A 26,664-nucleotide genomic window follows, 5' to 3' on the forward strand; every position below is an offset into this window, starting at 1 on the left:
ATTAGGCCAAAATCAGGCAGCCTTGGCGATGGCATCAAAAGCCAGAAGCTTCTCCAGAAGCTTCGGCATATCCTTCAGATGAACCATGTTGGGTCCGTCGGAAGGGGCATTGTCCGGGTCTTCATGGGTCTCGACAAACAGGCCTGCAATGCCGACGGCCACGGCTGCGCGCGACAATGTCTCGACGAATTCGCGCTGACCACCGGTCGACCCACCCTGCCCGCCTGGCTGCTGCACGGAATGCGTCGCATCGAAAACCACCGGCGCACCGAGCGAGGCCATGATCGGCAGCGAGCGCATGTCGGAGACAAGCGTGTTATAGCCGAACGATGCGCCGCGTTCGCAGAGGAGAACATTCGGATTGCCGCTCTCATTCAACTTCGCCAGCACATTCTTCATGTCCCAGGGCGCCAGGAACTGCCCCTTCTTCACGTTGATCACGCGACCGGTCTTCGCGGCGGCGATCAGAAGATCGGTCTGGCGACTGAGGAAGGCCGGGATTTGCAGGACATCGACGGTTTCGGCGACAATGGCGCACTGCTCTTCCGTATGGATGTCAGTCAGGACCGGAAAGCCATATTCCTTCTTAAGATCGGCAAATATCTCCATGGCCTTGTCGAGACCGATGCCACGCTGTCCGGAGAGCGATGTGCGGTTGGCCTTGTCGAAGGATGACTTATAGACAAGCCCGATGCCGAGCCTGCCGCAAAGCTCATGCAGCGTGCCGGCAATCATGAAAGCGTGGTCGCGGCTTTCCATCTGGCACGGGCCGGCGATCAGCGAAAACCGCTCCGTGTTGGAGAAGGCGACAGCGCCTTTGCCTTCGCCAGCGACCACTTTCAAATTGTTCTTCACAGTCATCTTATTCCTCACGACACATGCGCCGGACATCGCCGGCAACCGCTTAACTTGCGATGTTGCACAGGCATTAGCAGCAAGCGCGCCATGTGTCACGAGATGAGGCAGGCTGCGGCCAGAGCACCGACCGCTTGCCATTTAGCCGGCATTCGCCTTCCGCACGACATCGGGATTGGCCTCGGAAAATTGCACGAACGGCCCGACTGCGCGCACGGCGTCGGAAAATCCAGCACTTCCCTTCAGCCCCTCCAACTCCTCAGGTTTGAAACCTTGAGCCAGCAACATGCGATAGACGTTCTCGCTGTTCTCACCACCGGAGGACACCCAAGCCGGTAGCGATGCCTCCCAGGCCTTCTTCTCGCGCTGGTTTCGGTCGGCAACGATGGCAAGCTTGATCAGTCCGCCGATCGGAATGGGAATGCCGTTCACCGCAAGATCGGGGATGAAACTCGCCGGATGAACGCCGCCAAGCGCGTGGTTCTTCAGGATCCGTGCGCAGTTGTTGTCGCGCGTCGGCTCCTTGTTCTGCGAAACGCGCTTCTGATTGAGCTGAACGATGAGCTTGCAATTGGCCATCGTCGTGTTCAGGAGCAGCCGGTCATACTCCTTGCGCTTCAAAGCTTCCGGTGAATTGGGATCGAGGGTCTGGCAACCGGCCAACGCAATCAGCATTCCGATAAGGGTAAATCTAACGAGCTTCATAAAAATGTCCCTGCCCCATACAGGCGCTAAGAAGCGGCGCCGTAGAGCTATGATAACTTTGTTGATAATGCTTCGAATGGCTTGGCCTTCATCCCACAGGATGACCGGATCGTGTGATCCTCGGAGCAGCTTGTAGATACCCGCAAAAATGAAATCATCAACCTGGAGAGGAAAAAGACGCGCAACACCGTAAAGAAGCTATAAACTTCTACCATTGCGCGGATAACAGGACTGCAAATTGATGAGGCGGAGACGGTTGCGGAATTTTAAGGGATTGCAGAACACATATGGAACATATAGTGTTCGTTCTGTATTTGTTTCGCGAATCTTCGCCACGTATTCCAAGGGTTTTCTTCATGCTCACGCGCAAACAGCAGGAACTGCTTCTTTTCATTCATGAGCGAATGAAAGAGTCCGGCGTGCCGCCATCTTTCGATGAGATGAAAGATGCCCTCGACCTTGCCTCGAAATCCGGCATCCATCGGCTGATTACCGCTTTGGAAGAACGCGGCTTCATCCGCCGCTTGCCGAACAGGGCAAGAGCCCTGGAAGTCATCAAGCTTCCGGAGGCCTATTCGGCACCAGCACAGAAGCCGCCGCGCGGTTTCTCGCCAAGCGTGATCGAGGGCAGCCTCGGAAAAGCCAAACCGCCTGAGCCGGCTCCCGCGCCGAAGCCAGCAAACGATCAGATCTCCTCCGCTGTCACCGTTCCTGTGATGGGACGCATCGCCGCCGGTGTACCGATCTCCGCTATCCAGAACAACACCCATGATGTTGCCGTCCCCGTCGATATGCTGGGCACGGGCGAGCATTACGCGCTTGAGGTCAAGGGTGACTCGATGATCGAGGCTGGCATCTTCGACGGCGATACTGTCATCATTCGCAACGGCAGCACCGCCAACCCCGGCGATATCATCGTTGCACTGGTGGATGATGAAGAAGCCACTTTGAAGCGTTTCCGCCGCAAGGGTGCTTCCATCGCCCTGGAGGCCGCGAACCCAGCCTATGAGACCCGCATCTTCGGACCGGATCGGGTCAAGATCCAGGGCAAGCTGGTCGGCCTCATTCGTCGCTATCACTGAGCGGACGATAGTCGGCTCAGACTGGCTGCCCGTGCTCTTGCTGAGGCAAGACGCACTGACCTCGTTGGCAGATGCGGCGATGTGGGGCTGCCTCTGATCGCGCCGAGGTCTCGACGCTGGTTCTCTTCGTCTTCGTCTTCGTCTTTCTCGTTATCCTCATTCTCGATCCGAGGATGAGGAAAAGATTGGCGGATGGTCGGGTGCATGCCGATCATGGCCTTCGAACGGCGGCAATCTTTCAGTGCCACCGACAAGCGCCCTCGCGCGTCGCTTCTAAGTGCAGAACTCACAGACGCAGCTAATCGACCTCGCGGCTACCATCCGACAAGGTGGACAGTCTCACCGCCCCTTTTCCGTTCTGCCTGTCGATTCCCGGTCCCGCTCATATTGGCGCAATGCCGGGAAGTCCGGCAGCCACGCCTCACGGCGGATCGTCCAAAGCTCGTAGGTCGGCTCGAACTGATCTGGTGAATCCAGGGAACCGAGATTGACCTCGATTTCGTCGTCGCTTTTTCCGAAGACCGGCGATCCGCAGTTGGGACAGAAGAAGCGGCCATTATAGCTGCGTGTTTCTCCTTCGATGGTAACGGCATCCTGCGGGAAGATGGCGGATGCGTGGAAGAGCGCGCCGTGGTGTTTGCGACAATCCATGCAGTGACAAATCCCGATACGATAGGGCTCGCCGACTATCGAAAGCCTCACGCTGCCGCAGGCACAACCGCCAGATTTCATGTTCATCTTGATCGCTCCATTTGCTTGATGCGTTCCCACCAAACCGCGATGAACCGGTGAAGTTCATTCTGCTTCTGCTTTCGGAAAGGTGAGAACGGCGAACGCATCAATTCATATGATAGCTGACATGACAGACTCGGCCTGTATGTCCTCTCGGTCATGCGTTAGGACGATGGACAGAGAAACATCCGCACTTACACGCATGGACGCTTTTGCTGATTGCATGCGATTCAAGCAGCCGTATCACCAGAAGGAGACAATATGTACGATCTCTACATCGCCAACAAGAACTACTCTTCCTGGTCCCTCCGGCCGTGGGTTCTGATGCGGACATTGGAGATTCCCTTCAAAGAGCATCTCGTCCCCTTCAATGATCCCGATCCCAAGAACGGCTTCACGCACTTTTCGCCCACCGGCAAGGTGCCCTGCCTCGTGGATGGCGATGTCACCATCTGGGACTCGCTTGCGATTGTCGAGTACCTGGCGGAACGGCATGATGGTGTTTGGGCTGAGGATGCCAAAGCGCGGGCTTGGTCGCGCTCGGCATCCGCGGAGATGCATTCCGGCTTCCAGTCGCTGCGCAATCTGCACCCGATGAGCGTAGGCTTGCGGATCCGGCCAGTTCCTGCAACCGAGGCGCTCCGTAAGGATATCGCGCGTATCGACGCACTCTGGCAACAGGGCATCGACATCTTCGGCGGGCCGTTTCTGGCCGGCACCAACTTCACCACCGTCGACGCCTTCTTCTGCCCCGTCGCGTTTCGCTTCCAGACCTACGGCACAGCACTCTCGCCAGCGGCGGAGGCTTACAAGACCCGCCTCTTGAGCTCGCCGGCGATGAAGGAGTGGGAGGAGGCAGCAATCCTAGAACCGTGGCGTGACGCCGAGCACGAAGAGGAAGCGCGGGCGTCTGGCGAGATTATCGAAGACCGCCGCTCCGCAGCAGATTGAAGCAAAAGACTTACTGCCCGGTCGCCAGCATCGCCTCGATATGCGGCGGCACCGCGCCGTCAGAGGTCTTGCTGCGCCAGTCATAGGCGCGGTGGATCGACCAGGGTCTGGCAACGTCTTGCATCGCCGCGCGCGCCGTTGCAACGGTCTCTCCGGCCTCATTCAGCCAGAGTTCCAGCGAGCCCGTCTTTCGCAATGTTGTCGGACTGATCAATAGCGCGCCCGAGCGACAATTTGAAAACGGCACGAAACGCGACGTCACGACGATGTCCGCCACATCACAGGCTGTTCCGGTCAACGCCGTGTTCGAAATAACCGCGACTTTGACGCCGCTCTCATGACGTCCAGCGCACCAGGCGTTTTTCTGACACGAGAAGCCATTCGTCCGCTCGAAAGCCGCAAGCATCTTGTCGCGAGCTTCTTGCTTCTGCTGATCGGTGAGAACAGCCGGGCGGCGAGGCGTTGGCTTTGCCGTGTCCTCTCGCTCACCCGACTTGTCGTCATCCAGCATGACAGGGGCAACATGCTTATCCGGCAGCGGCACCGCCCTTGCCCACTGATCAAAGACGAACCCCTTCGCCTGGCGCTTGGTCGTCGCAACGAATTGATCCGTGCGAAACGCGACCAGAACGCCATCCTCGTAGATCAATAAATCCGGCTTTGCTTTGTTCTGCTCAAGCGGCACCAGAACGAGACCAGCTAGAATCAGGGGAAGCCCCAAGAGCGCGAGGTGGGTCCGCAGCAAGGTCAGAAGAAGAAATCCGACCGTCGAGACGGTCAGAAACCATGGGTGCTGCCGCCCGATCGTGGCATCTCCGCCCCAACTGGAGACGGTGTTGGCAATGTCGATCACCATGGCCATGCCGTAACCCATCAGCTTCAGGAAGGGTGCATCCAGACCAAAGGGCATGAGCAGCATGGCGATCAGCGCAGACGGCATGACGATGATCGACATGACCGGCATGGCGGCAAGGTTGGCGGCCAGTCCGTAGGTGGTGATACGGTGGAAATGCTCGATGGAGTAGATCGCTGTCGAGACACCCCCAATTAACGAGGTGATGACGACACCGCCGATCACGGCACTCGCTTTGGACGAGGCCACCATCCACAAGGGGGGGCGCGCGATAAAAAGGCGTTCGCGATTGCCCCGCCATCTGCTCCAGAAGGAATAGGCCGCAACCAGTGCCAGCGTTGCGGCAAAGGACATCTGGAAACTGGGACCCATGATTTCATGTGGCGAAACCGCGATGATGACGATTGCGGCAAGGGCGACATTGCGAAGGCTGATGGACGGCCGGTTGACGAGAACCGCCGCCAGCATGATCGACATCATCAACCATGCCCGCTCGGCAGAGACGGCAAAGCCTGAAATCAGATAATAGGCGAATGTCATCAACAGCGCGGCAAAGGCGGAAATCTTCTTGACGGGATAGCGCTGCGAAAACCCTGGAAACACGCTGAACACCATACGCATACCAACGAAGAAGATGCCCGATGCCAGTGCCATGTTGAGCCCGGAAATGGCAACGATATGGGCGAGCCCCGACACGCGCAAAGCTTCCATCGTCTCGCTGGAGATCGCGCGCCGTTCATCCGTTATGATCGAAGCCGCAAAAGCACCTGCATCGCCGCCGATGACGCTGCGGATTCGTTCGGCAATAGTGGAACGCAGCGCGTAGAGCCACGAACCCGCTGTTTCCAGCCAGCCCACGTCGTCCATCGTTGCGGCCTGCGTCGGTAGAGCCTTTGGCACGCTATAGAAAAAGCCTGTCGCACCGATCCCGTCGAAATACGCCGAGAAGGCAAAGTCGTTGAGGCCCGGCAGTGCCGGCCCGGATGGTGGCGAAAGGCGCGCCTTGCCGGTGATGCCCGCACCGACAGCTATCGGTTGTTCGCGACTGCGCGAGAGAACGGATATCCGATTTGGCAGACGTGTCAGCGAAGGTCCACGCGTTGAAGTCAGGGCGATCGTATAGCGCCAGTAGCCCTTGGCATCCACCTCCCGCCGCTCCACCTTGCCGGTGATCGTCGTCGTCACGGCACTGTCGAGGACTGTGGTCCCAACGCGGTGCGTCTCCCAGTTTGCCAGCAGCATGCCAAGCAGCAGAAGTGCAAGCGTTGCCAACACAAAGGACAGTGCGTTCTGCCGGTGCCGCGTGATGATGGCGATCGGGATGATGCAAAGACCACTCACAATCAAAACGACGTCGGATGGCGGAGAAGAGAGCGAAAACCATAGTGCCGCGCCCGCGCCAACCAGCACGGGGATGAAAAGGAAGTCTTGCCGGTACTGAAGCTCCTCGGTGACGCAGCGCGATAAGGTCGATTGCAATCGCTGCGCAAAGCCTTGAGGCACAGGATGCGGTGGGGCAAAAAGTACGATATCCGTATTCGTAAGAGTGGCGGGCGCATTGATGCCGTCGAGCTCCACCCTCATAGGCGTGCCCGTCTCCAGCAAGCGGAACTGCTGCCGTTCCCCGTAGTCGTTCAAGTGCCGCCCCTCGGTCCCTCAGGACCAATTTGCAGCCTTGCGATTCGGATTGCAATCCAGTGTGCAGATTAAGGAAGCATTGACTTAAAACGAAACAGTAAAGTGGCAAAACCGATCAGAACGGCTTATTCCAATTCTGCGATGCACAATTTGCCTTTTGGATAGCTTGGCATCGTCGCGCGGATCATATAGCTAAATCCGTGACGCTTAATTGGCCGATGCGTCAACCCGCATCGCCTGCATATTCGGAGGTATGGTATGACGGAAAAAAGCGCTACAGTGACCCTCGGCGACAAGACGGTCGATCTTCCTGTACGAGAAGGTACGATTGGCCCGCGCGTCGTCGATATCGGCACCCTGTACAAACACACCGGCTCCTTCACCTACGACCCCGGTTTCACCTCGACCGCTTCGTGCGAATCCAAGATCACCTATATCGATGGTGACGAAGGCGTTCTGCTGCACCGCGGTTATCCGATCGAGCAGCTTGCCGAACAGGGCGACTTCCTCGAGACCTGCTACCTGCTGCTTTACGGCGAACTGCCGACGACCGCGCAGAAGAAGGACTTCGACACCCGTGTGACGCGTCACACCATGGTGCATGAACAGATGAGCCGCTTCTTCACCGGCTATCGTCGCGACGCCCACCCAATGGCCGTCATGTGCGGTACGGTCGGCGCCCTCTCCGCCTTCTACCACGACTCGACAGACATCACCGATCCGCACCAGCGCATGGTCGCGTCTCTGCGCATGATCGCCAAGATGCCGACGATCGCGGCCATGGCCTACAAGTACCATATCGGCCAGCCCTTCGTTTATCCGAAGAACGATCTCGATTACGCATCGAACTTCCTGCACATGTGCTTTGCCGTTCCGTGCGAAGAGTACAAGGTGGACCCGGTTCTGGCCCGCGCCATGGATCGCATCTTCATCCTTCACGCCGACCATGAGCAGAATGCGTCCACCTCGACCGTTCGTCTGGCCGGTTCCTCGGGCGCAAACCCGTTCGCATGTATCGCAGCCGGCATCGCCTGCCTGTGGGGCCCCGCTCACGGCGGCGCGAACGAAGCAGCGCTCAACATGCTGAACGAGATCGGCACCGTCGATCGTATTCCTGAATACATCGCGCGCGCCAAGGACAAGAACGATCCGTTCCGCCTGATGGGCTTTGGTCACCGCGTCTACAAGAACTACGATCCGCGCGCCAAGATCATGCAGAAGACGATGTACGAAGTGCTGGAAGCCACCGGCAACTCCGACGATCCGATCATGCAGGTTGCGCTCGAACTGGAAAAGATCGCCCTTTCGGATCCTTACTTCGTCGAGAAGAAGCTCTACCCGAATGTCGACTTCTACTCCGGCATCACGCTGAAGGCGCTTGGCTTCCCAACGACCATGTTCACCGTTCTCTTCGCTCTAGCCCGCACCGTCGGCTGGATCGCCCAGTGGAACGAAATGATCGAAGATCCGCAGCAGCGTATCGGTCGTCCGCGCCAGCTCTACACCGGCGCTGCAAAGCGCGATTACGTTCCAGTTTCCAAGCGCTGATCCGCAGTCGAGACACCCAGACAAAAAAGCGTCTCTTTCGAGGCGCTTTTTTTATGCTCGGTCTTTTCGGCGATCCATCCTCGCGATACCCGAAGACTTGAAGAAAAAGCCGCTTCCGCTTATATCGTCCTTGCGAGGACGACCTCGGCCATGGCGGCGACAGCATTCGGGACGGCCCGATTTGGTTATCTCGGGAGTTTCCCATGCGCAGCATCGGCGATCGTATCCGCCACGCTCTGAGCTTTGAAATTATTGGCCTCGCTTTGGTCATTCCACTCGGCACCGTCGTCTTCGCCATGCCGATGAGCGACATCGGCATTGTCGGCGTCGTCAGCGCCACCGTCGCGACGGCGTGGAATTATCTCTACAATCTTGGCTTTGACCACACCCTGCAGCGTCTGCGGGGCACCACGCTCAAGACACCGGCGATCCGCGTGGCGCACGCGGTTCTGTTCGAGCTTGGACTTCTGATCGTCCTGATGCCGTTCATTGCATGGTATCTCGGCATCGGCCTGATCCACGCACTGATCATGGATATCTCGTTCGCGCTGTTCTACGTCGTCTACGCCTTTGTCTTCAATTGGGCCTATGACGCGATCTTCCCGCTGCCGGAATGGCAGAAGGAAGCAGCAGCCGAGTAAGGCTACCAGATTCAACCCACAGGTGATCGCAAAGAAAAACGCCGCGCATCGAATGATGTCGCGGCGTTTGATTTTACATCGTGGATTGTGATCAGAGTGCCTTCAACGTCCAGGCCACAATCTCGCGAGAGGCAGCGGCAAACGCCGAGTCGAGCGCTTTGACAAAGTTCGCGTTGCCCGTACCGCTGACTCGCGCGCTTGCACGGAACACGTCCTGTGCCCGAACGGTGCCGTTGCGATCGTTCAGCAACTGTACCGAAATCTCGATGTTGGCGACATTGTTCTTGGTGTCGACCTCGAAGGCGCGAATATCGGTGACGACCTGATAGTCGATCGCCAGACCCTGCCCTGGACGTCCAACACCGCCGAGGCGGCCTGTATCCTGGAAGGCTTCGACCAGCTTCGACTGCACCATGCGCGGCAGGCGATCGCTCCATTGCGAGTTTGCAAGATACTGCACTTCCGAGTTGGAAAGCCGTACCACGATGTTCTCGCTATCGAGCGCCTTCAGCGCGGTCGGTTCTGCAACCAGAAGCTGGCGTCCCTTGAGGGATCGCGCCTGCGTCACCGGCGCGGGTGAGACGGAAAGATCGAACGTATCGTTCTTAGCGCCACCGCCGCAGCCTGCCAGGATGGCACCAAGCAAGGGCAGCATCACAGCAAACTTCGTGGAGACCGCGGATATTTTCCGCCGTGGTATCTGCAAAATCATGAAACCAGGAACCTCCATCAACGCCGTGTCCGGCCATCATATTGTTTTACATTTTCGCCACCGAAGATCAGGCGCTGCGGATCGCGATCGAAATTGGTGATCGTATTGTTGAGATTGTTGACCGTATCACGGGTGCTGCTGATCAGCGCCTGAAGGTCCCTCAGGCCCGAATTCGAGAAGCGAGTGAGGTTGTCGGCAATCGGGCCAATACGTCCGTTGAGATTGTCAGCAACCGCCTTGAAGGAGTTAAGAGTCTCACGTGCCTTGGCAAAAAGCGAATCCGCGTCATCGGTTCCCAGCATGCCGTCCACTTTCGCGAGAATGCCGTCGACGCGGCTCGATGCCATGTTCAGCTTGCGAGACATGTCGGTGAAGTCGGCAATTGCTTGATCGATATCCTGACGGCGCGTTCCAACGTCATCGGCGATCTGGCGGAAGGTGGAGATCGCCTGGCGAGCGTCGGCGGTCGCAGCCGACACATCCTCAACCGTATTGCTCACCTTCGCGGTATCGACCGAAGCCAGAAGCTCATCGGCGCGCTTCAACACGTTCTGAGCGTCCGAACTTGCCTGTTCGAAGTTACGTGAAGTGCGTTGTACGTTCTCCATAACCGCTTGAATGCCGCTGGAAGAGGCCGCCACGTCGGACGTGACCTTGTCAACATTGGTGAGAATCGAGTCGATCTTCTGTGAATCCACCGCCTTGACCAGATCTTCAACGGCCGTCAGCGTTCCATCGAGACGAACCGAGACCGACTGAACGGTCGTCGACAATGAGCTCAGGCTCTCGAGGAAGTTTTCGATGCCATCGGAGTTGGAGGCAAGCGCTGCAGAGAATTTCTCGGCATTGCGAACGGTTTCCGTCAGCGGTCCGCGCGCATCCTGCACGAAGCCCTGAAGCTCTCCGATCGCACCATCCGCACGCTTCAGAATCTTGTCGGCGGTCGCAAGCAGGTTCGTCACACTGGACAGATCAGCCGTCAGCTCTGCTGGCACGCCGGTTTCGAAGGACTTCTGGAGAATGCGTTCCTCATTGCTGCGCCCACCCGAAAGCTCGACATAGGCAGCGCCCGTCAGGCCCTGGATTTCCAGAACCGCGCGAGTGGACGGAAAGACCGGCGCATCCGCCTGCACTTCCGTATAGGCAATCGAGTAAGCAGGATCCTGCTGGTCGATCGAAAGACCACGAACCGTACCGACAGGTATGCCGTTGAACCGCACCGGCGAACCGACGGACAGACCATTGGCCGATCCCGGAATACGGATCGTCAGCTGCGCCACTGGCCCGCCGCGTCCGAATTCGGCCATCCAGTAAACGAAGCCGAATGCCGCCGCGACCACGATGAGCGTAAAAATACCGACAATGGTGTAATTCGCCTTGGTTTCCATGCCTATCCGTTACTCCCCGGAATCTGTTGCGTGCCATCCGGAAGGACGACGGCGCGAGCCCGCTTTCCGCGGAAATATGATTGGACCCAGGGATCGTCGTTATTGAACATATCCTCGAGTGTACCTTCGACTGCCACTTTCTTGTTGCCGAGAACGGCAATGCGGTCGCAGACTGAAAACAGGCTGTCGAGATCGTGGGTCACCATGTAAACCGTCAGACCCATCGAATCGCGCAAGCGCGCAATCAGCATATCAAACTCTGCAGCCCCGATCGGATCGAGACCCGATGTCGGCTCGTCCAGGAAGACGAGGTCCGGATCGAGCGCCAGAGCGCGCGCCAATGCTGCGCGCTTGATCATGCCGCCTGAAAGTTCGGATGGGAACTTGTCGCCGGCATCCGGCTTCAAACCCACCATTTCGATTTTCAGGGCCGCAAGCTCATCCATCAGCTTTTGCGGCAGATCGAGATATTCGCGCATCGGCAGCTGAATATTCTCTTTCACAGTCAGACCGGAGAAGAGCGCGCCCTGCTGGAAGAGGACACCAAGACGCGTGTCGAGCGCCATGCGTTCTTCGTCCGAGGCCTTGTCATAGTCAGTCCCAAGGATCTTGATCGAACCGCCCTGGCGCGGCAAGAGCCGCAGCACCGTGCGCATCAGCACCGATTTACCGGCACCGGACGGACCGATAAAGCCCAGAATTTCACCGCGATAGACATCGAGGTCGAGATTGTCGAGCACGAGCTTGTCGCCAAAGCCGACGGTCACGCCCTCCACCGAAAGCACGACTTCGCGATCGGTCTTGCTGTCTTTCCTGTCCTCGACTGCTTGTCCTTGATCCACAGCCCTCTCCTTAAAAATCGATGGCTGAATAGAAGATGGCGAAAAGCGCATCGACGAGGATCACGACAAAGATCGATTTGACCACCGAGGCCGTGACGTGTTGACCGAGCGATTCCGCGCTCCCGCCAACCTTCATTCCTTCCACGGATGCCACAATGCCGATGATCAGGGCCATGAATGGCGCCTTGATCATGCCGGACGCGATCGTCGAACCCTCAACGGCGCTATGAAGACGCGAAAGAAACACTTCAAACGTGATACCCGAATAAATAAGCGAGACGATTGCAGCGCCGAACAATGCCGAGAAATTGGCGATGATGGTGAGAAGCGGCAAGGCGATCGTGAGCGCCACCAGACGCGGGAAGACCAGGACGCCGACGGGGTTGAGGCCGATGACCTTCAGCGCGTCGATCTCCTCGCGCATCTTCATCGAACCGATTTCAGCGGTAATCGCGCTGCCGGACCGGCCGGCGATCATGATAGCGGTAAGAAGAACGCCGATCTCACGCAATTGGAGAATGCCGACGAGGTCGACCACAAAAACTTCCGCGCCGAAATATCTGAGCTGGAACGCGCCCTGCTGGGCGATGATCGCACCGATCAGGAACGACATCAGCGTTATGATGGGCACCGCACGCACGCCCATGTGATCGACCTGGTTGACGATGGCAGCAGGCGACACGCCGCGCCCTCGACCGAGCTTCATCTGCGCGCCACGAACGGCTGAGCCCAGAATAAACATGCCGGCCATAAAGTCGGACCCTGCCTGGACGACATTGCGTCCCACGGGCTCGAAGATGCGGCTTAAAATACCCTGCTTTTGCGTATCCTTCGGCGGCAGCGGCGCTTCATCGGGAAGCGAGGTGATGATCTCCTCGACCTTCTCATTGCCCTCGAAGCTGACATTCGAGCCGGACTTCTCCAGACGGCTCCGCAGGCTATGGAGGATCCATGCACCGGTCGTATCGATATGGTCGATACCCGACAGGTCGATCGTGATGGGCCCGGATGCACCTGATTTTTCGATCTTGTCGAGTTCGGGCAGAACGGGAGAGATGTTCGCGTTGCGCCAGGAACCGGAGAGCACGTAGCGCGCGCCGCCGCGCCCCGCGTTCTCATCCGCCGAGATTGCAGCCTGTTCCACCCGCTTGCCTGGTTCCTGTTCTTGCATATTTCTCCGCGTGAATGCAGCTTACTGAAAGATTCTCTTAACGATTCATATCTTTTGCCGGACCAGCAAGCCACAGCGGTGCACCGTAAATGGATACATATTTTGCAGGTTCCATGGTTTTACCCCCAACTATAAGGCAATTTTGATGAGCCGTTACCTCGAAGCCACAGCGCAAATCTTCCCGGTTGCAGGAAGCTTCACCATTTCGCGGGGAAGCCGCACGGAAATCCATGTGGTCACCTGCACCATTTCCGACAACGGCGTCCAAGGTCAGGGAGAGTGCGTCCCCTACGCGCGCTATGGCGAAACGATCGAAGGCGTCCTGGCAGATATTGACGCAGCCGCGAAGGCAATCGCTTCGGGGCTCGACCGGGAGCATCTTCAGCAGGCCATGAAGCCGGGTGCTGCGCGCAACGCCGTCGACTGCGCTTTGTGGGATCTGGAAGCGAAGCTCTCAGGGAGACCCGCCTTTGCTCATTTTCTGCCGTCTGCTCCCAAACCCTTGATGACGGCCTATACGATTTCGCTCGCCGACGCGCAGACGATGGCGGCGAAGACAAAAGAAAACGCCCATCGTCCGCTCTTGAAGATAAAGACGGGAACAGAGGACGACGAAGAGCGCCTACGCGCCGTTCGTGCGGCAGCACCAGATGCCGCAATCATCGTCGATGCCAACGAGGGATGGCGTGAAGACAATATAGAGCACCACATGGCCGTTGCCGCGGAGCTCGGGATTTCCTTGATCGAGCAACCTCTCCCAGCCGGCAACGATGCGTTTCTGGCGACGATAAAGCGACCCGTGGCAATCTGCGCGGATGAGAGCGTCCACCTGACGAGAGACCTCGCATCCCTTCGCGATCGTTACGATGCGATCAACATCAAGCTCGACAAGACAGGCGGTCTTACTGAAGCTCTGGTGATGAAGCAGGAGGCCGAGCGTCTCGGCTATCAGATCATGGTGGGCTGCATGCTGGGAACGTCGCTTGCCATGGCACCCGCTGTGCTACTGGCGCAAGACGTGGCCTTTGCCGATCTTGACGGCCCTCTGCTTTTGGCGCGCGATAGAGAGCCTGGTCTTGTCTATGATGGTTCTCTCGTTCATCCGCCACAGCCGGAGCTGTGGGGATAAAGACATCCTCAGGCCGCTTTTGTATCAACGAGCTTGGGAAACATCACCGGCTCCAGCTGGCGCACCGTTGGCTCTTCCGCGCTGTCGCTGGTCTGCATCCAGGTGATCAGCTCGAACGAGCCGTCAAGGTTCTCGACAATGGCCGTGCAGCTTTCCACCCAGTCGCCGGTATTGATGTAGCGAATACCGTCGATATCCTCCATCACCGCATGGTGAATATGGCCGCAGATGACCCCATCCACCTTGTTGCGCCGGGCCTCATCGGCCACCACACGCTGGAACTCGCCAATAAAGTTGACGGCGTGCTTCACCTGGAGTTTCGCCCAGGCGGAGAAAGACCAGTAAGGCAGGCCGATACGGCGGCGAACCGCCGCGATCGCGACGTTGACGGCAATCGCCGCATCGTAGGCCCAGTCACCAAGGTAGGCGAGAAGGCGGGCATTGCGCACGACGACGTCAAACTCGTCGCCATGCAGCACGAGATATTTCTTGCCGTCCGCCGCCTCGTGTATCATGCGCTCTGCCACTTCGATGCCGCCGAAATGGGTGCCGGGGAATTCGCGTAAGAATTCGTCGTGATTTCCAGGGATGTAGACGATGCGCGCGCCCTTGCGTGCCTTGCGTAAAAGCTTCTGCACCACGTCGTTACAGCCCTGCGGCCAGTACCAGCTGCGGCGAAGGCGCCAACCGTCGATGATATCACCAACGAGCACGATCGTGTCCGCTTCGTGATACTTCAGAAAGTCCAGCAGAAAATCCGTCTTGGCCGCTTTCGAGCCAAGATGCACGTCGGAAATGAAAAGCGTCCTGAAGTGTCTGGTTTCGGTCTGCGTGGCCATGGTCTCGTCCCCTCGTCTCATGAAAGGCGTTTGGAAATCTTTCACTCTTGGGAAAACCAGACTCGTGTTTCAGCAAGATGACAACGCGGCACTTCCATGGTGTGACGCTGGTCTTTTTGCGAATATCGTCTTTCTCGCTTTTGCATGCCACCCGCCAAATAAACGGCTGTACGGTCGAACTGTTTGCTGTATGCAAAGACCTTCGTGACAATTGAAATAAAGCGGTGAAAAAGATGAGTTCTCAGGACAAGGGCACGACGCAAAACAAGAGCAGCAATGCGGATCTGGATGAGCAGGCGCTCTTCTACCATCGCTATCCTCGCCCGGGTAAACTTGAGATCCAGGCGTCCAAGCCGCTCGGCAACCAGCGCGACCTGGCGCTCGCCTATTCACCGGGCGTCGCCGCCCCCTGCCTTGCCATTCATGAAAATCCGGAAACGGCGGCGCAATATACTGCACGCGCCAACCTTGTGGCGGTGATTTCAAACGGCACCGCCGTTCTCGGTCTCGGCAACATCGGCCCGCTGGCGTCGAAGCCGGTGATGGAAGGCAAGGCCGTCCTCTTCAAGAAATTCGCCAATATCGACGTCTTCGATATCGAAATCGACGCGCCCGGCATCAACGATATGGTCTCCACCATCTCGGCACTTGAGCCCACCTTCGGCGGCATCAATCTCGAAGACATCAAGGCGCCTGAATGTTTTGAAGTCGAGCGCCAGCTGCGCGCCAAGATGAACATCCCGGTCTTCCACGACGACCAGCACGGAACAGCAATCATCGTCGCGGCAGCCGTCACCAATGCGTTGGAACTCGCCGGCAAGGCCTTGTCGGACGTCAAGATCGTCGCATCAGGTGCCGGTGCAGCGGCTCTCGCCTGCCTCAACCTGCTGGTGGAGATGGGCGCCAAGCGCGAAAACATCTGGGTCCACGACATTGAAGGCCTCGTCTATGACGGCCGCAACACGTTGATGGACGAATGGAAGGAAATCTACGCGCAGAAGACCGACAAACGCGTCCTGGCCGAATCCATTGAGGGCGCAGACGTGTTCCTCGGTCTCTCGGCCGCAGGCGTTCTGAAGCCCGAGCTTCTGGCAAAGATGGCAGAAAAGCCATTGATCCTGGCATTGGCGAACCCCAAGCCTGAAATCATGCCAGAAGAAGCACGCGCTGCACGCCCGGATGCAATGATTTGCACCGGTCGCTCGGACTTCCCGAACCAGGTCAACAACGTTCTCTGCTTCCCTTACATCTTCCGCGGCGCGCTCGATTGCGGCGCAACCAGCATCAATGAAGAGATGAAGATGGCGGCGGTCCGCGCGATTGCCGAACTGGCCCGCGAGGAAGTCTCCGAAGTCGCTGCCAAGGCCTATAGCGAAGAGACGCCGGTCTTTGGCCCGAACTACCTGATCCCCTCGCCTTTCGACCCACGCCTCATTCTGCGCATCGCGCCCGCCGTCGCGCGTGCCGCTGCCGCAAGTGGCGTCGCATCGCGACCCATCACCGATTTCGATGCCTATCTCGATCAGTTGAACCGCTTCGTCTGGCGTTCCGGCTTCATCATGAAGCCGATCTTCAACAGTGCCAAGAGCGCGGAAAAGAAGCGTATCATCTTTGCCGAAGGCGAAGACGAGCGCGTGCTGCGCGCCGCTCAGGTACTTTTGGAAGAAGGGACTGGCATCCCGATCCTGATCGGTCGTCCGCAGATCATCGAAACGCGCCTGAAGCGCTTCGGCCTGCGCATTCGCCCGAACACCGATTTCGCCGTGGTCAACCCGGAAGACGATCCACGCTACCGCGACTATGTCGATGACTATTTCGCGCTGGTCGGCCGTGCCGGCATCAACCCGGAAGCCGCACGCACCATCGTTCGTACCAACACCACCGTCATTGGCGCTCTCTCCGTCAAGCGCGGTGAGGCCGATGCCCTGATCTGCGGTCTGGAAGGCCGGTTTGACCGTCACCTGCGCGATGTCAATCAGATCATCGGCAAGCGCGAAGGCGTTCAGTCTTTTGGCGGCCTCAGCCTGCTGATCACCCAGCGTGGCGCGCTCTTCATGACCGATACCTTCGTCAATTACGACCCGAGCTCTGAAGACGTCGCAGAAATGGCGATCCTGGCCGCCAAGGAAATCAAGCGCTTCGGCATCACCCCGAAGATCGCGCTCGCAAGCCATTCGAACTTCGGTTCGCGTGATTCCGTCAGTGCCCGAAAGATGCGCGCAGCGCTTCAACTCGTTCGCGACAGGGCGCCGCATTTGGAAATCGACGGCGAAATGCAGGGTGGTTCGGCGCTCTCGGAAATGTTGCGCAAGCGCGCCATGCCCAACAGCGCTTTGTCCGGTGAGGCGAACCTCCTGGTCTTCCCGAACCTGGACTCGGCCAATATTTCGCTTGGCGTCGTGCGCACCATGACGGAAGGTCTGCATGTCGGGCCGATCCTGCTTGGCACGGCCCTGCCCGCACATATCCTCTCGCCCACCGTCACCTCGCGCGGCGTGGTCAACATGGCAGCGCTTGCCGCCGTCCAGGCATCGCATCCTTCGATGTGATGGACTGGGTTTAAAGCATGGTTCAAGCAGAATTGTGCAGCGGTTTTGCGATGACACCATGCGACGAAACAAGGACCTAAAGCGTAAGGAGCGAATCTGAATGATCGCGACACGCTTCAGGCCTGACGTTATTGCGTCACTTCGAATTAACGCAATTTTGAAACTGCTGTTGCCGCATTGCGGCACAGCCCTATGCTATCCTGAACTTAATCCTGCCGCGAGCGTTGGTGATTGATGTTGAAAGGGATGCCGACTGAATGCTGACGGGCCTGCTAAAATCAAACGGGCGCCCGGCGCCGCGCCGCAACCGTCTCATCGGTTCCCTGTTGGCCGCCCTCCTCGTCGCACCCGTTGCCGTGCAGGCGCAGGACATCTGCGAAACGCTCGAAGCACAGCTGAGACAACCGGCAGAGTCCACGCAAGTTATCGGCACCACAGCGCAGGTCCGGCAATTTGCCAATGCGCTGGCACAGCAGAACCTCGTGATCCGCCGTATCAAGAACGATCTGCGGAGCTACGGCTGTTCATCCGGTAGCGTGATTGTCTATGGAAACCCAAATGCGCAAATCTGCGGTGATATTGCGGATGCACTGGCCCAAGCGGAAGCCGAACGGGACATGATCGCTCAAGACCGCAATCGTATGCTTGCGAGCCGTCGCACCGAAGCCGCCGACCGGTGGGATCGTATCATGGCAGCGCTCGATGCAGAGGGCTGCCTGGATCGTCGGCCACCCGATTACGCATCGACGGACCCAGGCCTGGATGCCCACCCCCGCGGCTATACCGACCCCTTCAATGACGACCAAAGGGACATTGGCAATTACGGCCCGACGCCAGACATGCCGACCGAGGGCGGCTTGAGGACGCTTTGCGTGCGCACCTGCGACGGAGCCTTCTTCCCCATATCCTCCAACGCGACGCCAATGGATTTCAGTGCTCAGGCTGCCCAGTGCGAGCGGATGTGCCCTGGCACCGAGACGGAACTCTTCTACCATTCCATGGTGGGGCAAGAGAGTTCCGATATGGTCTCAGCCAAGACCGGTCAGCCTTACAAGTCGATGCCAACGGCTTTTGCCTATCGCAACGGCTCACCCTCGACGCGCTCTCCATCATGTTCCTGCAACATGGCGGCCTATCATCAGGAGATGAGGAAGCAGGAAGAGCAAGCGAGCGCGCCACAATCCTCTCCTGATCAGTCCTATTCCGGCATCACCCGGATCCCTGCCCCGAAGACGGAAAGCCCCACACCGGCGTCGCCCGAACCCGCACCGCAGGTCGAGGCCAAGGCATCCCCCGTCCCAGAAAGGGACTATGATCCGAAGAACAGCAGGGTGCGCATCGTCGGCCCGCAGTTTCTGCCGGAAGAGACAAGCCGCATCGACCTGAAAAATCCTGCCCTGAAAGGGGCACAGCCTCAGCAGGAATAAGACCGCTGCGGCACACCGATGAGGCGTGTCGCAGCGGTGGATGCGCTTAGTCTCGAAAGCGTGTCATCATCGCAAACCGCTGCACGTTTTTGCGCGGACCATGCTTTAGAACCGAGGGAACCAGGGCGGCACCAGCGGCTGGCCAGGCATCGGTTCGCGCACCGGAAGGCCGGCATCCCGCCGAAGCCGATCGCTAAGATGCGTGGCATGATTTCTCGTCTGCCGATGCTTCATTGCACCCAGAACTGCCGCCTTCAGCGTGGCCCAGGCACCAAAGCGGCGAACCAATTCTTCGACGGTTCTGGAAAGATCGCTTACACTCAAAGATTGTTGTTTAGACATAGGTCATCCGTCCCGGCGCAAGATAGCAACCAGGTCCTCTTGTGATGGAAAAAGGCGTGCGGAAACGTTCTGCGCAGCAACAGACTGCGAGGTCAAAAGACTATCGACACACCGTGATGTATAGTGAAAACGCCTGCAAAGGCATGGAAAAGCTTAGATAGCGATTCCACGTCGGTATGCGCGAAGCATCATTCCGGACAGCGCCGGAGCTACGGACATAACCATACCAGAGAGGCAAAAATGCTTAAATGTAGTCATCTAACGCCTCCTGTTTCTTGAGTTGCGGGCCCGATTTTTTTGACACATCTTCGATTCGCCTGCAAGAGGTTCAATCTCGAATTGTATCAATGAGCTTTCTTCAGTGCAAAAATGTCACAATGGACTTAGAACGTCGTGCGTTTAACCGGGCGCACAAGGACGCGTTATCTTCTTTGATCGACGCGTCCTACTTCCCCACAAGCGCTCGGCGCTCAGTGTTTCTCGATCTTCAAACCGAAGCCCTGCATCAGTCTTCTCGTGGTGAAATCCGGCTGACCTGATGTGAAGATAGCAAAGTCAAAACCCTCAGGATGCTCGGCACCCTGTAGCACCTCGACCTTGCGGCGTGCCTGCCGGGCAATCGCTTCTGCCGGATCGAGCCAGTCTACCGGCCAGGGCGCAAGCCTGCGGAACACATTCGCCATGAACGGATAATGCGTACAGGCAAGCACCACGATGTCGGTGCGCCGGCCCTGATCCTCAATGAAGCACGGCGAAATTTCGGCCAGCACGGCATCATCCGAGACGCTCTCTCCTCTGATCCAGCTTTCCGCCATGCGTGCCAGATTTTCCGAGCCGACGAGGCGCACGTGACATTGCGAGGCGAACGACTGGATGAGGTCACGCGTGTAGGCGCGCTTCACCGTACCGGGCGTCGCCAGCACAGACACGAGGCCTGAACGGGTGCGTTCCGCCGCGGGCTTGATGGCCGGCACCGTTCCGACGAAGGTCATGTCGGGAAAAGCGGCCCGCAGGTCTGCACCGGCAAGCGTGAAAGCCGTATTGCAGGCAATGATGCAGATTTCTGGCTGATAGGTGTCGAGCAATCGGGCAAACAGCGACAGTATGCGCTGACGTAACCCATCTTCTTCCCATCCGCCATAAGGGAAACCCGCATCGTCTGCGACATAGATGAAGCCACGCTCGGGCATCAAAACCCGCGCCTCGCGCAAAACCGTCAGCCCGCCGATGCCGGAATCGAAGACGAGAACCGGCTTTGAGACGGGAAGATCAGTCGTTGTCGCCAGAGCCATTCGTCGGTGTCTCCTCGCCTTCGGCGCTTTTCTCTGTCCGTTTCGGCCAGCGGCGCGGAAACGCGTCCAGCGACTTGATCACGCCGCGAAACACGCTGATCTCCTGCTCCGTAAATCCCCGTCGTGACAGAACTGCGCGCAGATTGTCGACCATTTTGGGCTTTTTTTCAGCCGGATGGAAATATCCGCGCGCATCCAGCGCCTCTTCGATCTGGTCGAAGAGGCCGAAGACCTGTTCCTTGGTGGAAGGCCGTTGCTGCACCGACTGGAACGCAGTCTCGGCAAGGTCCTCCATGCCGGATTTCATCCATTCATAAGACATCAGCAGCACAGCCTGAGCGATGTTGAGCGACGCAAACGCGGGATTGACGGGAAACGTCACGATTTCGTCGGCAAGCGCCACTTCCTCGTTCGTCAGGCCCCAGCGCTCGCGACCGAACATGACGCCGGTCGTTTCGCCTGCCTTGAACTTGGCGCGCAAGGTTTCGGTCGCGGTGACGGGCGCGCGCACCGGCTTGAAGCCGTAACGCTCACGTGCCGTCGTCGCATAGACGAAGTTCAGATCGCGAACCGCATCTTCCAGCGTTTCGTAGACCTTGGTTGCATCGATCACATGATCGGCCTTGGAGGCGGCCGCACGTGCTTTCTCGCTCGGCCAGCCATCGCGCGGATTGACCAGACGCAGCTCTGCCAGCCCGAAATTCGCCATGGCGCGTGCCACCATACCGATATTTTCACCAAGCTGAGGCTCGACCAGAATGATCGCCGGGCCTTCGGCAATGAGTTCGAGATCGCTGTTTGTACCTGCCATAGTCGCCTTCCAATTTTTTGGCTTCACTGGCACAGTTTTCCGCGCAAATCAAAGGCAAGGCGTGCGTTGCATGCGGCTTATTCGCCCTTGATGATGTTTGCCATCTCTTGCTGCACGGAATCGCGGCCCTCATCGCCAACACGATGAATGTCATTGATGACCGGCTTGCCGTCTTCTTCGATCACATCGAAATTGACCTGATCAACGGTCGCCTTCATCTCGGCCTCATCCATGCAGGCCCAGAGCTTGAACTTGACGGTGACGTCGCTCACGCCATCCTTGGGCGGCGCTGCCGAGATGTTAACGTCCTGCAGCGGGCAGCCATCCTGCGAATTGGTAACCACGTCATAACCGAAGGGGTCGCCCTTCTCGCCTGCCTCTGCCTCATAGGCGGGCTTCTTCGAGGCTTCGCGATATTGGGCGATGAACGCCTTGCTGAACAGCGTCGTCAGCAGATCTTCATCGAAAATATACTTCCAGTCATCGGCCTCGCCGGACCAGTTCTTCACCGTAATATCCATGACCTTCTTCACCGGCTCGGTGGGATCGGCGGCAAAGGCGCTGGAGGAAAGGAATAGTGCGGCAATGGCGAGCAGAACTTTCTGCATGATGACGTCCTGAAACTTCAGCTTACCCAACGTAAGCGATTCGCCTGAATCTAATCCGCGAATGTGTTTTGGCAATCCGGTAACAAGGCTTTTAGAAAGGCCAAAAAAGCTGACCGATGGCTTTGCCTCCGCCGGTCGCAATGCTATAGCGCCACGGGATATTGACCCTTATGGCGCTCGATTGGGCGCAACCGTTCTCGAAGGTGAGGAATTCATGACAAAGATCAAGGTAGCCAATCCGGTCGTCGATCTCGACGGCGACGAAATGACCCGTATCATCTGGCAGCTCATCAAGGACAAGCTGATCCTGCCATACCTCGATCTTGATATCGAATATTACGACCTTTCCGTTGAAAACCGCGACGCTACCAACGATCAGGTAACCGTTGATGCGGCACACGCCATCAAGAAGCATGGCGTCGGCATCAAGTGCGCGACCATCACACCGGACGAAGCCCGCGTGGAAGAATTCAACCTCAAGCAGATGTGGAAGAGCCCGAACGGCACGATCCGCAACATTCTGGGCGGCGTCATCTTCCGCGAGCCGATCATCTGCAAGAACGTTCCGCGCCTGGTTCCCGGCTGGACCCAGCCGATCGTTGTCGGCCGTCACGCTTTCGGCGACCAGTACAAGGCAACAGACTTCAAGTTCCCCGGCAAGGGCAAACTGACGATCAAGTTCGTTGGCGAAGATGGCCAGGTCATCGAGAAGGACGTGTTCGACGCTCCGAGCGCCGGCGTGGCTCTTGCCATGTACAACCTCGACGATTCCATCCGCGAATTCGCCCGTGCATCCATGAACTACGGCCTGATGCGCAAGTGGCCGGTTTACCTCTCCACGAAGAACACCATCCTGAAGGCCTATGACGGTCGCTTCAAGGACATCTTCGAAGAAGTCTACCAGAGCGAATTCAAGGCGCAGTTCGACGAAGCCGGTATCACTTACGAGCACCGCCTCATCGACGACATGGTCGCTTCCGCGCTGAAGTGGTCCGGCGGCTACATCTGGGCCTGCAAGAACTACGACGGCGACGTTCAGTCGGATACCGTGGCACAGGGCTTCGGCTCGCTCGGCCTGATGACCTCGGTTCTCCTGTCTCCGGATGGCCGCACGGTCGAAGCAGAAGCGGCGCACGGCACGGTGACGCGCCACTACCGTCAGCATCAGAAGGGTCAGGAAACCTCGACCAACTCCATCGCATCGATCTTCGCATGGACCCGTGGCCTCGCCCACCGCGCCAAGCTGGACGACAATGCTGAACTGGCAAAGTTCGCCACGACGCTGGAAACCGTCTGCGTCGACACCGTAGAAGCCGGCTACATGACCAAGGACCTCGCGCTCCTCATCGGTCCGGATCAGCCTTGGCTCTCCACCACCGCCTTCCTCGACAAGATCGACGAAAACCTCAAGAAGGCCATGGCTGCCTGATCGGCATCTAACCCTTTAGAGACCTTCGAAAACCCGGCCTTCGCGCCGGGTTTTCTTTTGCCCCCAATCGATGTCTTGATTAGGTCATGCTGCCGGAGCAAACTCTGCTCAACAAGGGAGAGAGACATGAGCGATCTGACATTCTACACCCATCCCATGTCACGCGGACGCATCATCCGCTGGATGCTGGAGGAAGTGGGCGCATCTTACGACACCAGAATCATCGGCTTCGACAGCGACATGAAGGCTGGCGAGTACAAGGCCATCAATCCCATGGGCAAGGTGCCCGCGATCAAACACGGTGACGTCGTCGTGACGGAATGCGCAGCCATCTGCGCCTATCTGGCCGACGCCTTTCCGGAAAAGGGTCTTGCCCCTCCGACCAACCATCGTGGCCTTTACTATCGCTGGCTCTTCTTTGCGGCCGGCCCTTTGGAAATGGGCGTCAGCAACCGCGCCATGGGTCTGGTGATTCCGGAAGACAAGTATCGCATGGCCGGATGCGGACGCTTTGAAGACCTGATGGACACCCTCGAATACGCCGTGACGCAGAACGCTTTCATTGCTGGCGACAGCTTCACCGCCGCCGACGTCTATGTGGGCTCGCATATTGGATGGGGTCTGCAATTCGGTTCGATCGAGAAGCGCAAGTCCTTCGCCGGTTATCTCGGTCGCCTCGGTCAGCGCCCGGCTTTCCTGCGCGCTCAGGAGATCGACGATTCAATCATAAAGAAAATGCAGACAGCCTGACGTCGCACGGCCTTTGGCGCATCTCATTCTATCAAAAGATGCGTCAGACAACCCCCAAAACCTACCTAGGATTGATCTAAGCCTTTGTGAACGTTGTAGAATTTTGTTGTACGCCATATAAATTATTAACTCGTTGTGTAGTAAACCATCACATTGCCATCCACCCGGCCTGCGAACGCAGTAAACGGCTGCTGCGTTTGCTCAAATGCGGTGCCTTCCTACAAGGGGCGACTGTAATGATGACTGTGCTGGGATGCATCGTCTACGAACACAACATCTGGCTCGTGCTTGTGGCAGTGCTACTCTGCGGCACCGGTTCTTGGGTGACATCCCGGCTTTTCAGTAAAACGACGACCGCGACCGGGAAGCAGCGCATCGGCTGGCAGGCGATGACGGCGCTGTCCGCTGGCGTGGCGATCTGGTGCACACATTTCGTCGCCATGCTTGGCTATGACGCAGGCGTGCCCATCGGCTTCGATTTGTCGTTGACGGTCGTTTCGCTTCTGGTCGTCCTGTTCGGCAATGCGATCGGTTTTGCCGTTGCAGTCAGCAACCGTCATCCCATCATGCCCGCCTTGGGCGGCGCAATCGTCGGTCTCGCCATTTCCACGATGCACTATACCGGTATGATGGCCTACCGCGTTCAAGGGATCGTATCCTGGGACAGGACTTACCTCGTCGCCTCGATCGTTCTTTCCGTAGGTCTTTCTTCGGCTGCGCTGCATTTTGGCATGCGCAAAGGCAGCAACGTCATGGCTGTGGTCCTGACGCTTGCAATCGCCGTTTTGCACTTCACGGGGATGACGGCGTTCAAGGTCGAACCGATGTATGTCGATGGATCCTTCTCCAACCCGGACTCGCTCTGGACTCTGGCCATCGCCATTTCCGGCATGGCTTTCGTCATCGTTACCTGCGGTCTGGTGAGCTACCTCATCGACAATGGCACACGCGCCGAGACCATAGCGCATCTTCGTCAAATGGCGTTGTACGACGCACTGACCGGCCTTCCCAATCGCGCCAATTTCAACGAGAGGCTGGAGGAAGAGATCGCGCTCGCCGATGCGCAGAAGAGCCGGCTAGCCATGATCGGCATCGATCTCAACCGGTTCAAGGAGATCAACGACACCCGTGGCCACCATGTCGGCGACGACGTATTGACCGACCTTGGTCTGCGGCTCAAGCATTTGGTTCGGGAAGACAAGGGCGAGTTCGTTGCCCGCGTTGGCGGAGACGAGTTCGCCGCTCTTTTCCGTATTCAAGACGATGAAATGGTCGGCATAAACCGGTTTCTGAAACGTCTTGAAACGGTGATGTTCACTCCGATCAATATAGACGAAGCCCAAATTGTCGCTGGCGCAAGCTTCGGTGTCGCACTCTATCCCGACGACGCAACCACCAGGGAAACGCTTGTCAGTAACGCGGACCTCGCCATGTACCGCGCCAAGTCGCAACTCACCGAAATGCGTGTCTGCTTCTATGAGGCGGGCATGGACAAGGCCGTCAAAGCAAGGCGCTGCATGGCGGCTGATTTGCGCAAAGCACTCTCCCGCGATGAACTCTCGATCCACTACCAGGTACAGACCTCCGTTTCGACTGGCGAGATCACGGGCTACGAAGCGCTGCTGCGGTGGCACCATCCTGAACGCGGTTTCATCCCGCCCTCGGATTTTATTCCGCTGGCGGAGGAAAACGGCCTTATCCTGCAACTTGGGGAGTGGGTGCTACGCACCGCATGCGCAGCCGCGGCCTCCTGGGAGCCAGCCTGCAAGATTGCTGTCAACCTCTCTGCCGTTCAGTTTGCAGCCGGCGATCTGCCCAAGCTCGTCATGAGCATCCTTCTCGAAACGGGTCTTCCCCCGCATCGACTTGAGCTTGAACTTACCGAGACCGCCATCCTGAAGGATCGCGAGCGTGCCTTTCACATGCTTCGCCAAATCAAATCCTATGGAGTTTCCATTGCGCTGGACGACTTCGGCATTGGCTATTCTTCGATAGATACGCTGCGGTCTTTCCCTTTCAGCAAGATCAAGCTCGACCGTTCCTTTATCGACGAAAGCCACAGCAGTCAGGAAGCACTGACCATCATCCGCACCGTATTGGCTCTCGGCAAGGGCCTCAGAATTCCGGTTTTGGCGGAAGGGGTGGAAACAAGGGAACAGCTCTCCCTTTTGGAATCAGAAGGATGCGGGGAAGCACAGGGCTACTTGCTCGGTCGGCCCGCGTCACTTGATCAGATCCTTGCGACGGGCCGCTTGCGCATCATCGAACGACCTCTCCCTTTGCCAAAAACGGCCATTCACGACCATTTCGGCCTATCTGACGTGGCTATTGGAAACACAGGCACAGACAGCTGAAACCCAGCGAAGGCTG

General features: G+C 57.9%; 22 protein-coding genes. 10 read left to right on the forward strand and 12 right to left on the reverse strand.

Annotated features, from left to right (window positions below):
• Positions 1 to 12 precede the first annotated feature (12 nt).
• Together kdsA and PVA19_RS11500 are read right to left on the reverse strand one after the other, a co-directional pair.
• Positions 13 to 861: a 3-deoxy-8-phosphooctulonate synthase gene (gene kdsA, locus PVA19_RS11495; protein WP_274102511.1), complete on the reverse strand. Its 849-nt coding sequence runs from the start codon at positions 859 to 861 to the stop codon at positions 13 to 15.
• Positions 862 to 996: 135 nt separating this feature from the next.
• Entirely contained in the window at positions 997 to 1,560 is a 564-nt protein-coding gene (locus PVA19_RS11500; protein WP_162739608.1) for a hypothetical protein, read from the reverse strand.
• 356 nt (positions 1,561 to 1,916) lie between these two features.
• Here PVA19_RS11500 and lexA point away from each other — a divergent pair, with 356 nt between their 5' ends.
• Positions 1,917 to 2,642 carry a transcriptional repressor LexA gene (gene lexA, locus PVA19_RS11505; protein ID WP_062427550.1) on the forward strand — a complete coding sequence of 242 codons (726 nt, stop codon included), beginning with the start codon at positions 1,917 to 1,919 and terminating at the stop codon, positions 2,640 to 2,642.
• A 339-nt stretch (positions 2,643 to 2,981) separates the two neighbouring features.
• Here the strand turns inward: lexA and PVA19_RS11510 are convergent, their stop codons facing one another.
• Entirely contained in the window at positions 2,982 to 3,380 is a 399-nt protein-coding gene (locus PVA19_RS11510) for a GFA family protein (RefSeq protein ID WP_062427460.1), read from the reverse strand.
• A gap of 255 nt (positions 3,381 to 3,635) precedes the next feature.
• On the opposite strand from PVA19_RS11510, the gene PVA19_RS11515 reads away from it, so the two are divergent.
• Positions 3,636 to 4,325, forward strand: a complete 690-nt coding sequence (locus PVA19_RS11515) for a glutathione S-transferase family protein (RefSeq protein WP_274102512.1) — start codon at positions 3,636 to 3,638, stop codon at positions 4,323 to 4,325.
• Between the two features lie 10 nt (positions 4,326 to 4,335).
• Here the strand turns inward: PVA19_RS11515 and PVA19_RS11520 are convergent, their stop codons facing one another.
• Positions 4,336 to 6,762 (reverse strand): ComEC/Rec2 family competence protein, encoded by a 2,427-nt coding sequence (locus PVA19_RS11520; protein ID WP_443111634.1) that lies wholly within the window; start codon positions 6,760 to 6,762, stop codon positions 4,336 to 4,338.
• Positions 6,763 to 7,074: 312 nt separating this feature from the next.
• On the opposite strand from PVA19_RS11520, the gene gltA reads away from it, so the two are divergent.
• Both gltA and PVA19_RS11530 read left to right on the forward strand, forming a co-directional pair.
• Positions 7,075 to 8,364: a citrate synthase gene (gltA, locus tag PVA19_RS11525; protein WP_062440847.1), complete on the forward strand. Its 1,290-nt coding sequence runs from the start codon at positions 7,075 to 7,077 to the stop codon at positions 8,362 to 8,364.
• 203 nt (positions 8,365 to 8,567) lie between these two features.
• Positions 8,568 to 9,005, forward strand: a complete 438-nt coding sequence (locus PVA19_RS11530; RefSeq protein WP_062440844.1) for a PACE efflux transporter — start codon at positions 8,568 to 8,570, stop codon at positions 9,003 to 9,005.
• A gap of 91 nt (positions 9,006 to 9,096) precedes the next feature.
• On the opposite strand, the gene PVA19_RS11535 is transcribed toward PVA19_RS11530, so the two are convergent.
• The 4 genes from PVA19_RS11535 to PVA19_RS11550 form a co-directional block, all read right to left on the reverse strand.
• On the reverse strand, positions 9,097 to 9,660 hold the full coding sequence (locus PVA19_RS11535; RefSeq protein WP_112358474.1) for an ABC-type transport auxiliary lipoprotein family protein: 564 nt from the start codon (positions 9,658 to 9,660) through the stop codon (positions 9,097 to 9,099).
• Positions 9,661 to 9,734: 74 nt separating this feature from the next.
• Positions 9,735 to 11,105, reverse strand: a complete 1,371-nt coding sequence (locus PVA19_RS11540) for an MlaD family protein (protein ID WP_062427463.1) — start codon at positions 11,103 to 11,105, stop codon at positions 9,735 to 9,737.
• A 2-nt stretch (positions 11,106 to 11,107) separates the two neighbouring features.
• Positions 11,108 to 11,947, reverse strand: a complete 840-nt coding sequence (locus PVA19_RS11545) for an ABC transporter ATP-binding protein (RefSeq protein WP_236760330.1) — start codon at positions 11,945 to 11,947, stop codon at positions 11,108 to 11,110.
• Between the two features lie 10 nt (positions 11,948 to 11,957).
• Positions 11,958 to 13,118: an ABC transporter permease gene (locus PVA19_RS11550; RefSeq protein ID WP_274102514.1), complete on the reverse strand. Its 1,161-nt coding sequence runs from the start codon at positions 13,116 to 13,118 to the stop codon at positions 11,958 to 11,960.
• A gap of 145 nt (positions 13,119 to 13,263) precedes the next feature.
• Between PVA19_RS11550 and dgcA the strand changes: the two genes are divergently transcribed.
• Entirely contained in the window at positions 13,264 to 14,247 is a 984-nt protein-coding gene (gene dgcA / locus PVA19_RS11555) for an N-acetyl-D-Glu racemase DgcA (protein ID WP_274102515.1), read from the forward strand.
• An 8-nt stretch (positions 14,248 to 14,255) separates the two neighbouring features.
• On the opposite strand, the gene PVA19_RS11560 is transcribed toward dgcA, so the two are convergent.
• On the reverse strand, positions 14,256 to 15,086 hold the full coding sequence (locus PVA19_RS11560; protein WP_062427467.1) for a UDP-2,3-diacylglucosamine diphosphatase: 831 nt from the start codon (positions 15,084 to 15,086) through the stop codon (positions 14,256 to 14,258).
• A gap of 233 nt (positions 15,087 to 15,319) precedes the next feature.
• Between PVA19_RS11560 and PVA19_RS11565 the strand changes: the two genes are divergently transcribed.
• Positions 15,320 to 17,635 (forward strand): NADP-dependent malic enzyme, encoded by a 2,316-nt coding sequence (locus PVA19_RS11565; protein WP_062427468.1) that lies wholly within the window; start codon positions 15,320 to 15,322, stop codon positions 17,633 to 17,635.
• A gap of 257 nt (positions 17,636 to 17,892) precedes the next feature.
• Positions 17,893 to 19,062 (forward strand): DUF2865 domain-containing protein, encoded by a 1,170-nt coding sequence (locus PVA19_RS11570; protein WP_274102517.1) that lies wholly within the window; start codon positions 17,893 to 17,895, stop codon positions 19,060 to 19,062.
• 812 nt (positions 19,063 to 19,874) lie between these two features.
• Here PVA19_RS11570 and murI read toward each other — a convergent pair.
• The 3 genes from murI to PVA19_RS11585 form a co-directional block, all read right to left on the reverse strand.
• Complete coding sequence (gene murI, locus PVA19_RS11575; RefSeq protein ID WP_274102518.1) at positions 19,875 to 20,696, reverse strand: glutamate racemase; 822 nt, start codon at positions 20,694 to 20,696, stop codon at positions 19,875 to 19,877.
• Positions 20,674 to 21,507, reverse strand: coding sequence for an RNA methyltransferase (locus tag PVA19_RS11580; RefSeq protein ID WP_274102519.1), 834 nt, complete (start codon positions 21,505 to 21,507; stop codon positions 20,674 to 20,676). The genes murI and PVA19_RS11580 overlap by 23 nt, the downstream gene beginning before the upstream one ends.
• A 77-nt stretch (positions 21,508 to 21,584) precedes the next feature.
• Positions 21,585 to 22,115 carry a hypothetical protein gene (locus tag PVA19_RS11585; protein ID WP_062427553.1) on the reverse strand — a complete coding sequence of 177 codons (531 nt, stop codon included), beginning with the start codon at positions 22,113 to 22,115 and terminating at the stop codon, positions 21,585 to 21,587.
• A 214-nt stretch (positions 22,116 to 22,329) separates the two neighbouring features.
• On the opposite strand from PVA19_RS11585, the gene PVA19_RS11590 reads away from it, so the two are divergent.
• The 3 genes from PVA19_RS11590 to PVA19_RS11600 all read left to right on the forward strand — a co-directional run bounded on the left by PVA19_RS11590 (position 22,330) and on the right by PVA19_RS11600 (position 26,648).
• A complete protein-coding gene (locus tag PVA19_RS11590) occupies positions 22,330 to 23,544 on the forward strand; it encodes an NADP-dependent isocitrate dehydrogenase (RefSeq protein ID WP_062427554.1) in 1,215 nt (404 codons plus the stop codon).
• Between the two features lie 126 nt (positions 23,545 to 23,670).
• Complete coding sequence (locus PVA19_RS11595; RefSeq protein WP_274102521.1) at positions 23,671 to 24,294, forward strand: glutathione S-transferase family protein; 624 nt, start codon at positions 23,671 to 23,673, stop codon at positions 24,292 to 24,294.
• 236 nt (positions 24,295 to 24,530) lie between these two features.
• Positions 24,531 to 26,648 carry a bifunctional diguanylate cyclase/phosphodiesterase gene (locus PVA19_RS11600; protein WP_274102523.1) on the forward strand — a complete coding sequence of 706 codons (2,118 nt, stop codon included), beginning with the start codon at positions 24,531 to 24,533 and terminating at the stop codon, positions 26,646 to 26,648.
• The last annotated feature ends 16 nt before the right edge of the window (positions 26,649 to 26,664 follow it).

It is taken from the genome of Agrobacterium sp. CNPSo 3708 (assembly GCF_028674915.1).
In the GTDB taxonomy this organism is placed as follows: Bacteria; Pseudomonadota; Alphaproteobacteria; order Rhizobiales; family Rhizobiaceae; genus Agrobacterium; species Agrobacterium cavarae.

Bases quoted from the DNA above. Each gene is read 5' to 3' on its own strand.
- PVA19_RS11595 (WP_274102521.1), top strand. From the start codon at position 23,671: ATGAGCGATCTGACATTCTACACCCATCCCATGTCACGCGGACGCATC.
- PVA19_RS11530 (WP_062440844.1), top strand. From the start codon at position 8,568: ATGCGCAGCATCGGCGATCGTATCCGCCACGCTCTGAGCTTTGAAATT.
- PVA19_RS11560 (WP_062427467.1), bottom strand. From the start codon at position 15,086: ATGGCCACGCAGACCGAAACCAGACACTTCAGGACGCTTTTCATTTCC.
- dgcA (WP_274102515.1), top strand. From the start codon at position 13,264: ATGAGCCGTTACCTCGAAGCCACAGCGCAAATCTTCCCGGTTGCAGGA.
- PVA19_RS11515 (WP_274102512.1), top strand. From the start codon at position 3,636: ATGTACGATCTCTACATCGCCAACAAGAACTACTCTTCCTGGTCCCTC.
- murI (WP_274102518.1), bottom strand. From the start codon at position 20,696: ATGGCTCTGGCGACAACGACTGATCTTCCCGTCTCAAAGCCGGTTCTC.
- PVA19_RS11565 (WP_062427468.1), top strand. From the start codon at position 15,320: ATGAGTTCTCAGGACAAGGGCACGACGCAAAACAAGAGCAGCAATGCG.
- PVA19_RS11580 (WP_274102519.1), bottom strand. From the start codon at position 21,507: ATGGCAGGTACAAACAGCGATCTCGAACTCATTGCCGAAGGCCCGGCG.
- PVA19_RS11535 (WP_112358474.1), bottom strand. From the start codon at position 9,660: ATGCTGCCCTTGCTTGGTGCCATCCTGGCAGGCTGCGGCGGTGGCGCT.
- PVA19_RS11550 (WP_274102514.1), bottom strand. From the start codon at position 13,118: ATGCAAGAACAGGAACCAGGCAAGCGGGTGGAACAGGCTGCAATCTCG.
- lexA (WP_062427550.1), top strand. From the start codon at position 1,917: ATGCTCACGCGCAAACAGCAGGAACTGCTTCTTTTCATTCATGAGCGA.
- PVA19_RS11590 (WP_062427554.1), top strand. From the start codon at position 22,330: ATGACAAAGATCAAGGTAGCCAATCCGGTCGTCGATCTCGACGGCGAC.
- PVA19_RS11500 (WP_162739608.1), bottom strand. From the start codon at position 1,560: ATGAAGCTCGTTAGATTTACCCTTATCGGAATGCTGATTGCGTTGGCC.
- gltA (WP_062440847.1), top strand. From the start codon at position 7,075: ATGACGGAAAAAAGCGCTACAGTGACCCTCGGCGACAAGACGGTCGAT.
- kdsA (WP_274102511.1), bottom strand. From the start codon at position 861: ATGACTGTGAAGAACAATTTGAAAGTGGTCGCTGGCGAAGGCAAAGGC.
- PVA19_RS11600 (WP_274102523.1), top strand. From the start codon at position 24,531: ATGATGACTGTGCTGGGATGCATCGTCTACGAACACAACATCTGGCTC.
- PVA19_RS11585 (WP_062427553.1), bottom strand. From the start codon at position 22,115: ATGCAGAAAGTTCTGCTCGCCATTGCCGCACTATTCCTTTCCTCCAGC.
- PVA19_RS11570 (WP_274102517.1), top strand. From the start codon at position 17,893: ATGCTGACGGGCCTGCTAAAATCAAACGGGCGCCCGGCGCCGCGCCGC.
- PVA19_RS11540 (WP_062427463.1), bottom strand. From the start codon at position 11,105: ATGGAAACCAAGGCGAATTACACCATTGTCGGTATTTTTACGCTCATC.
- PVA19_RS11510 (WP_062427460.1), bottom strand. From the start codon at position 3,380: ATGAACATGAAATCTGGCGGTTGTGCCTGCGGCAGCGTGAGGCTTTCG.
- PVA19_RS11520 (WP_443111634.1), bottom strand. From the start codon at position 6,762: ATGAGGGTGGAGCTCGACGGCATCAATGCGCCCGCCACTCTTACGAAT.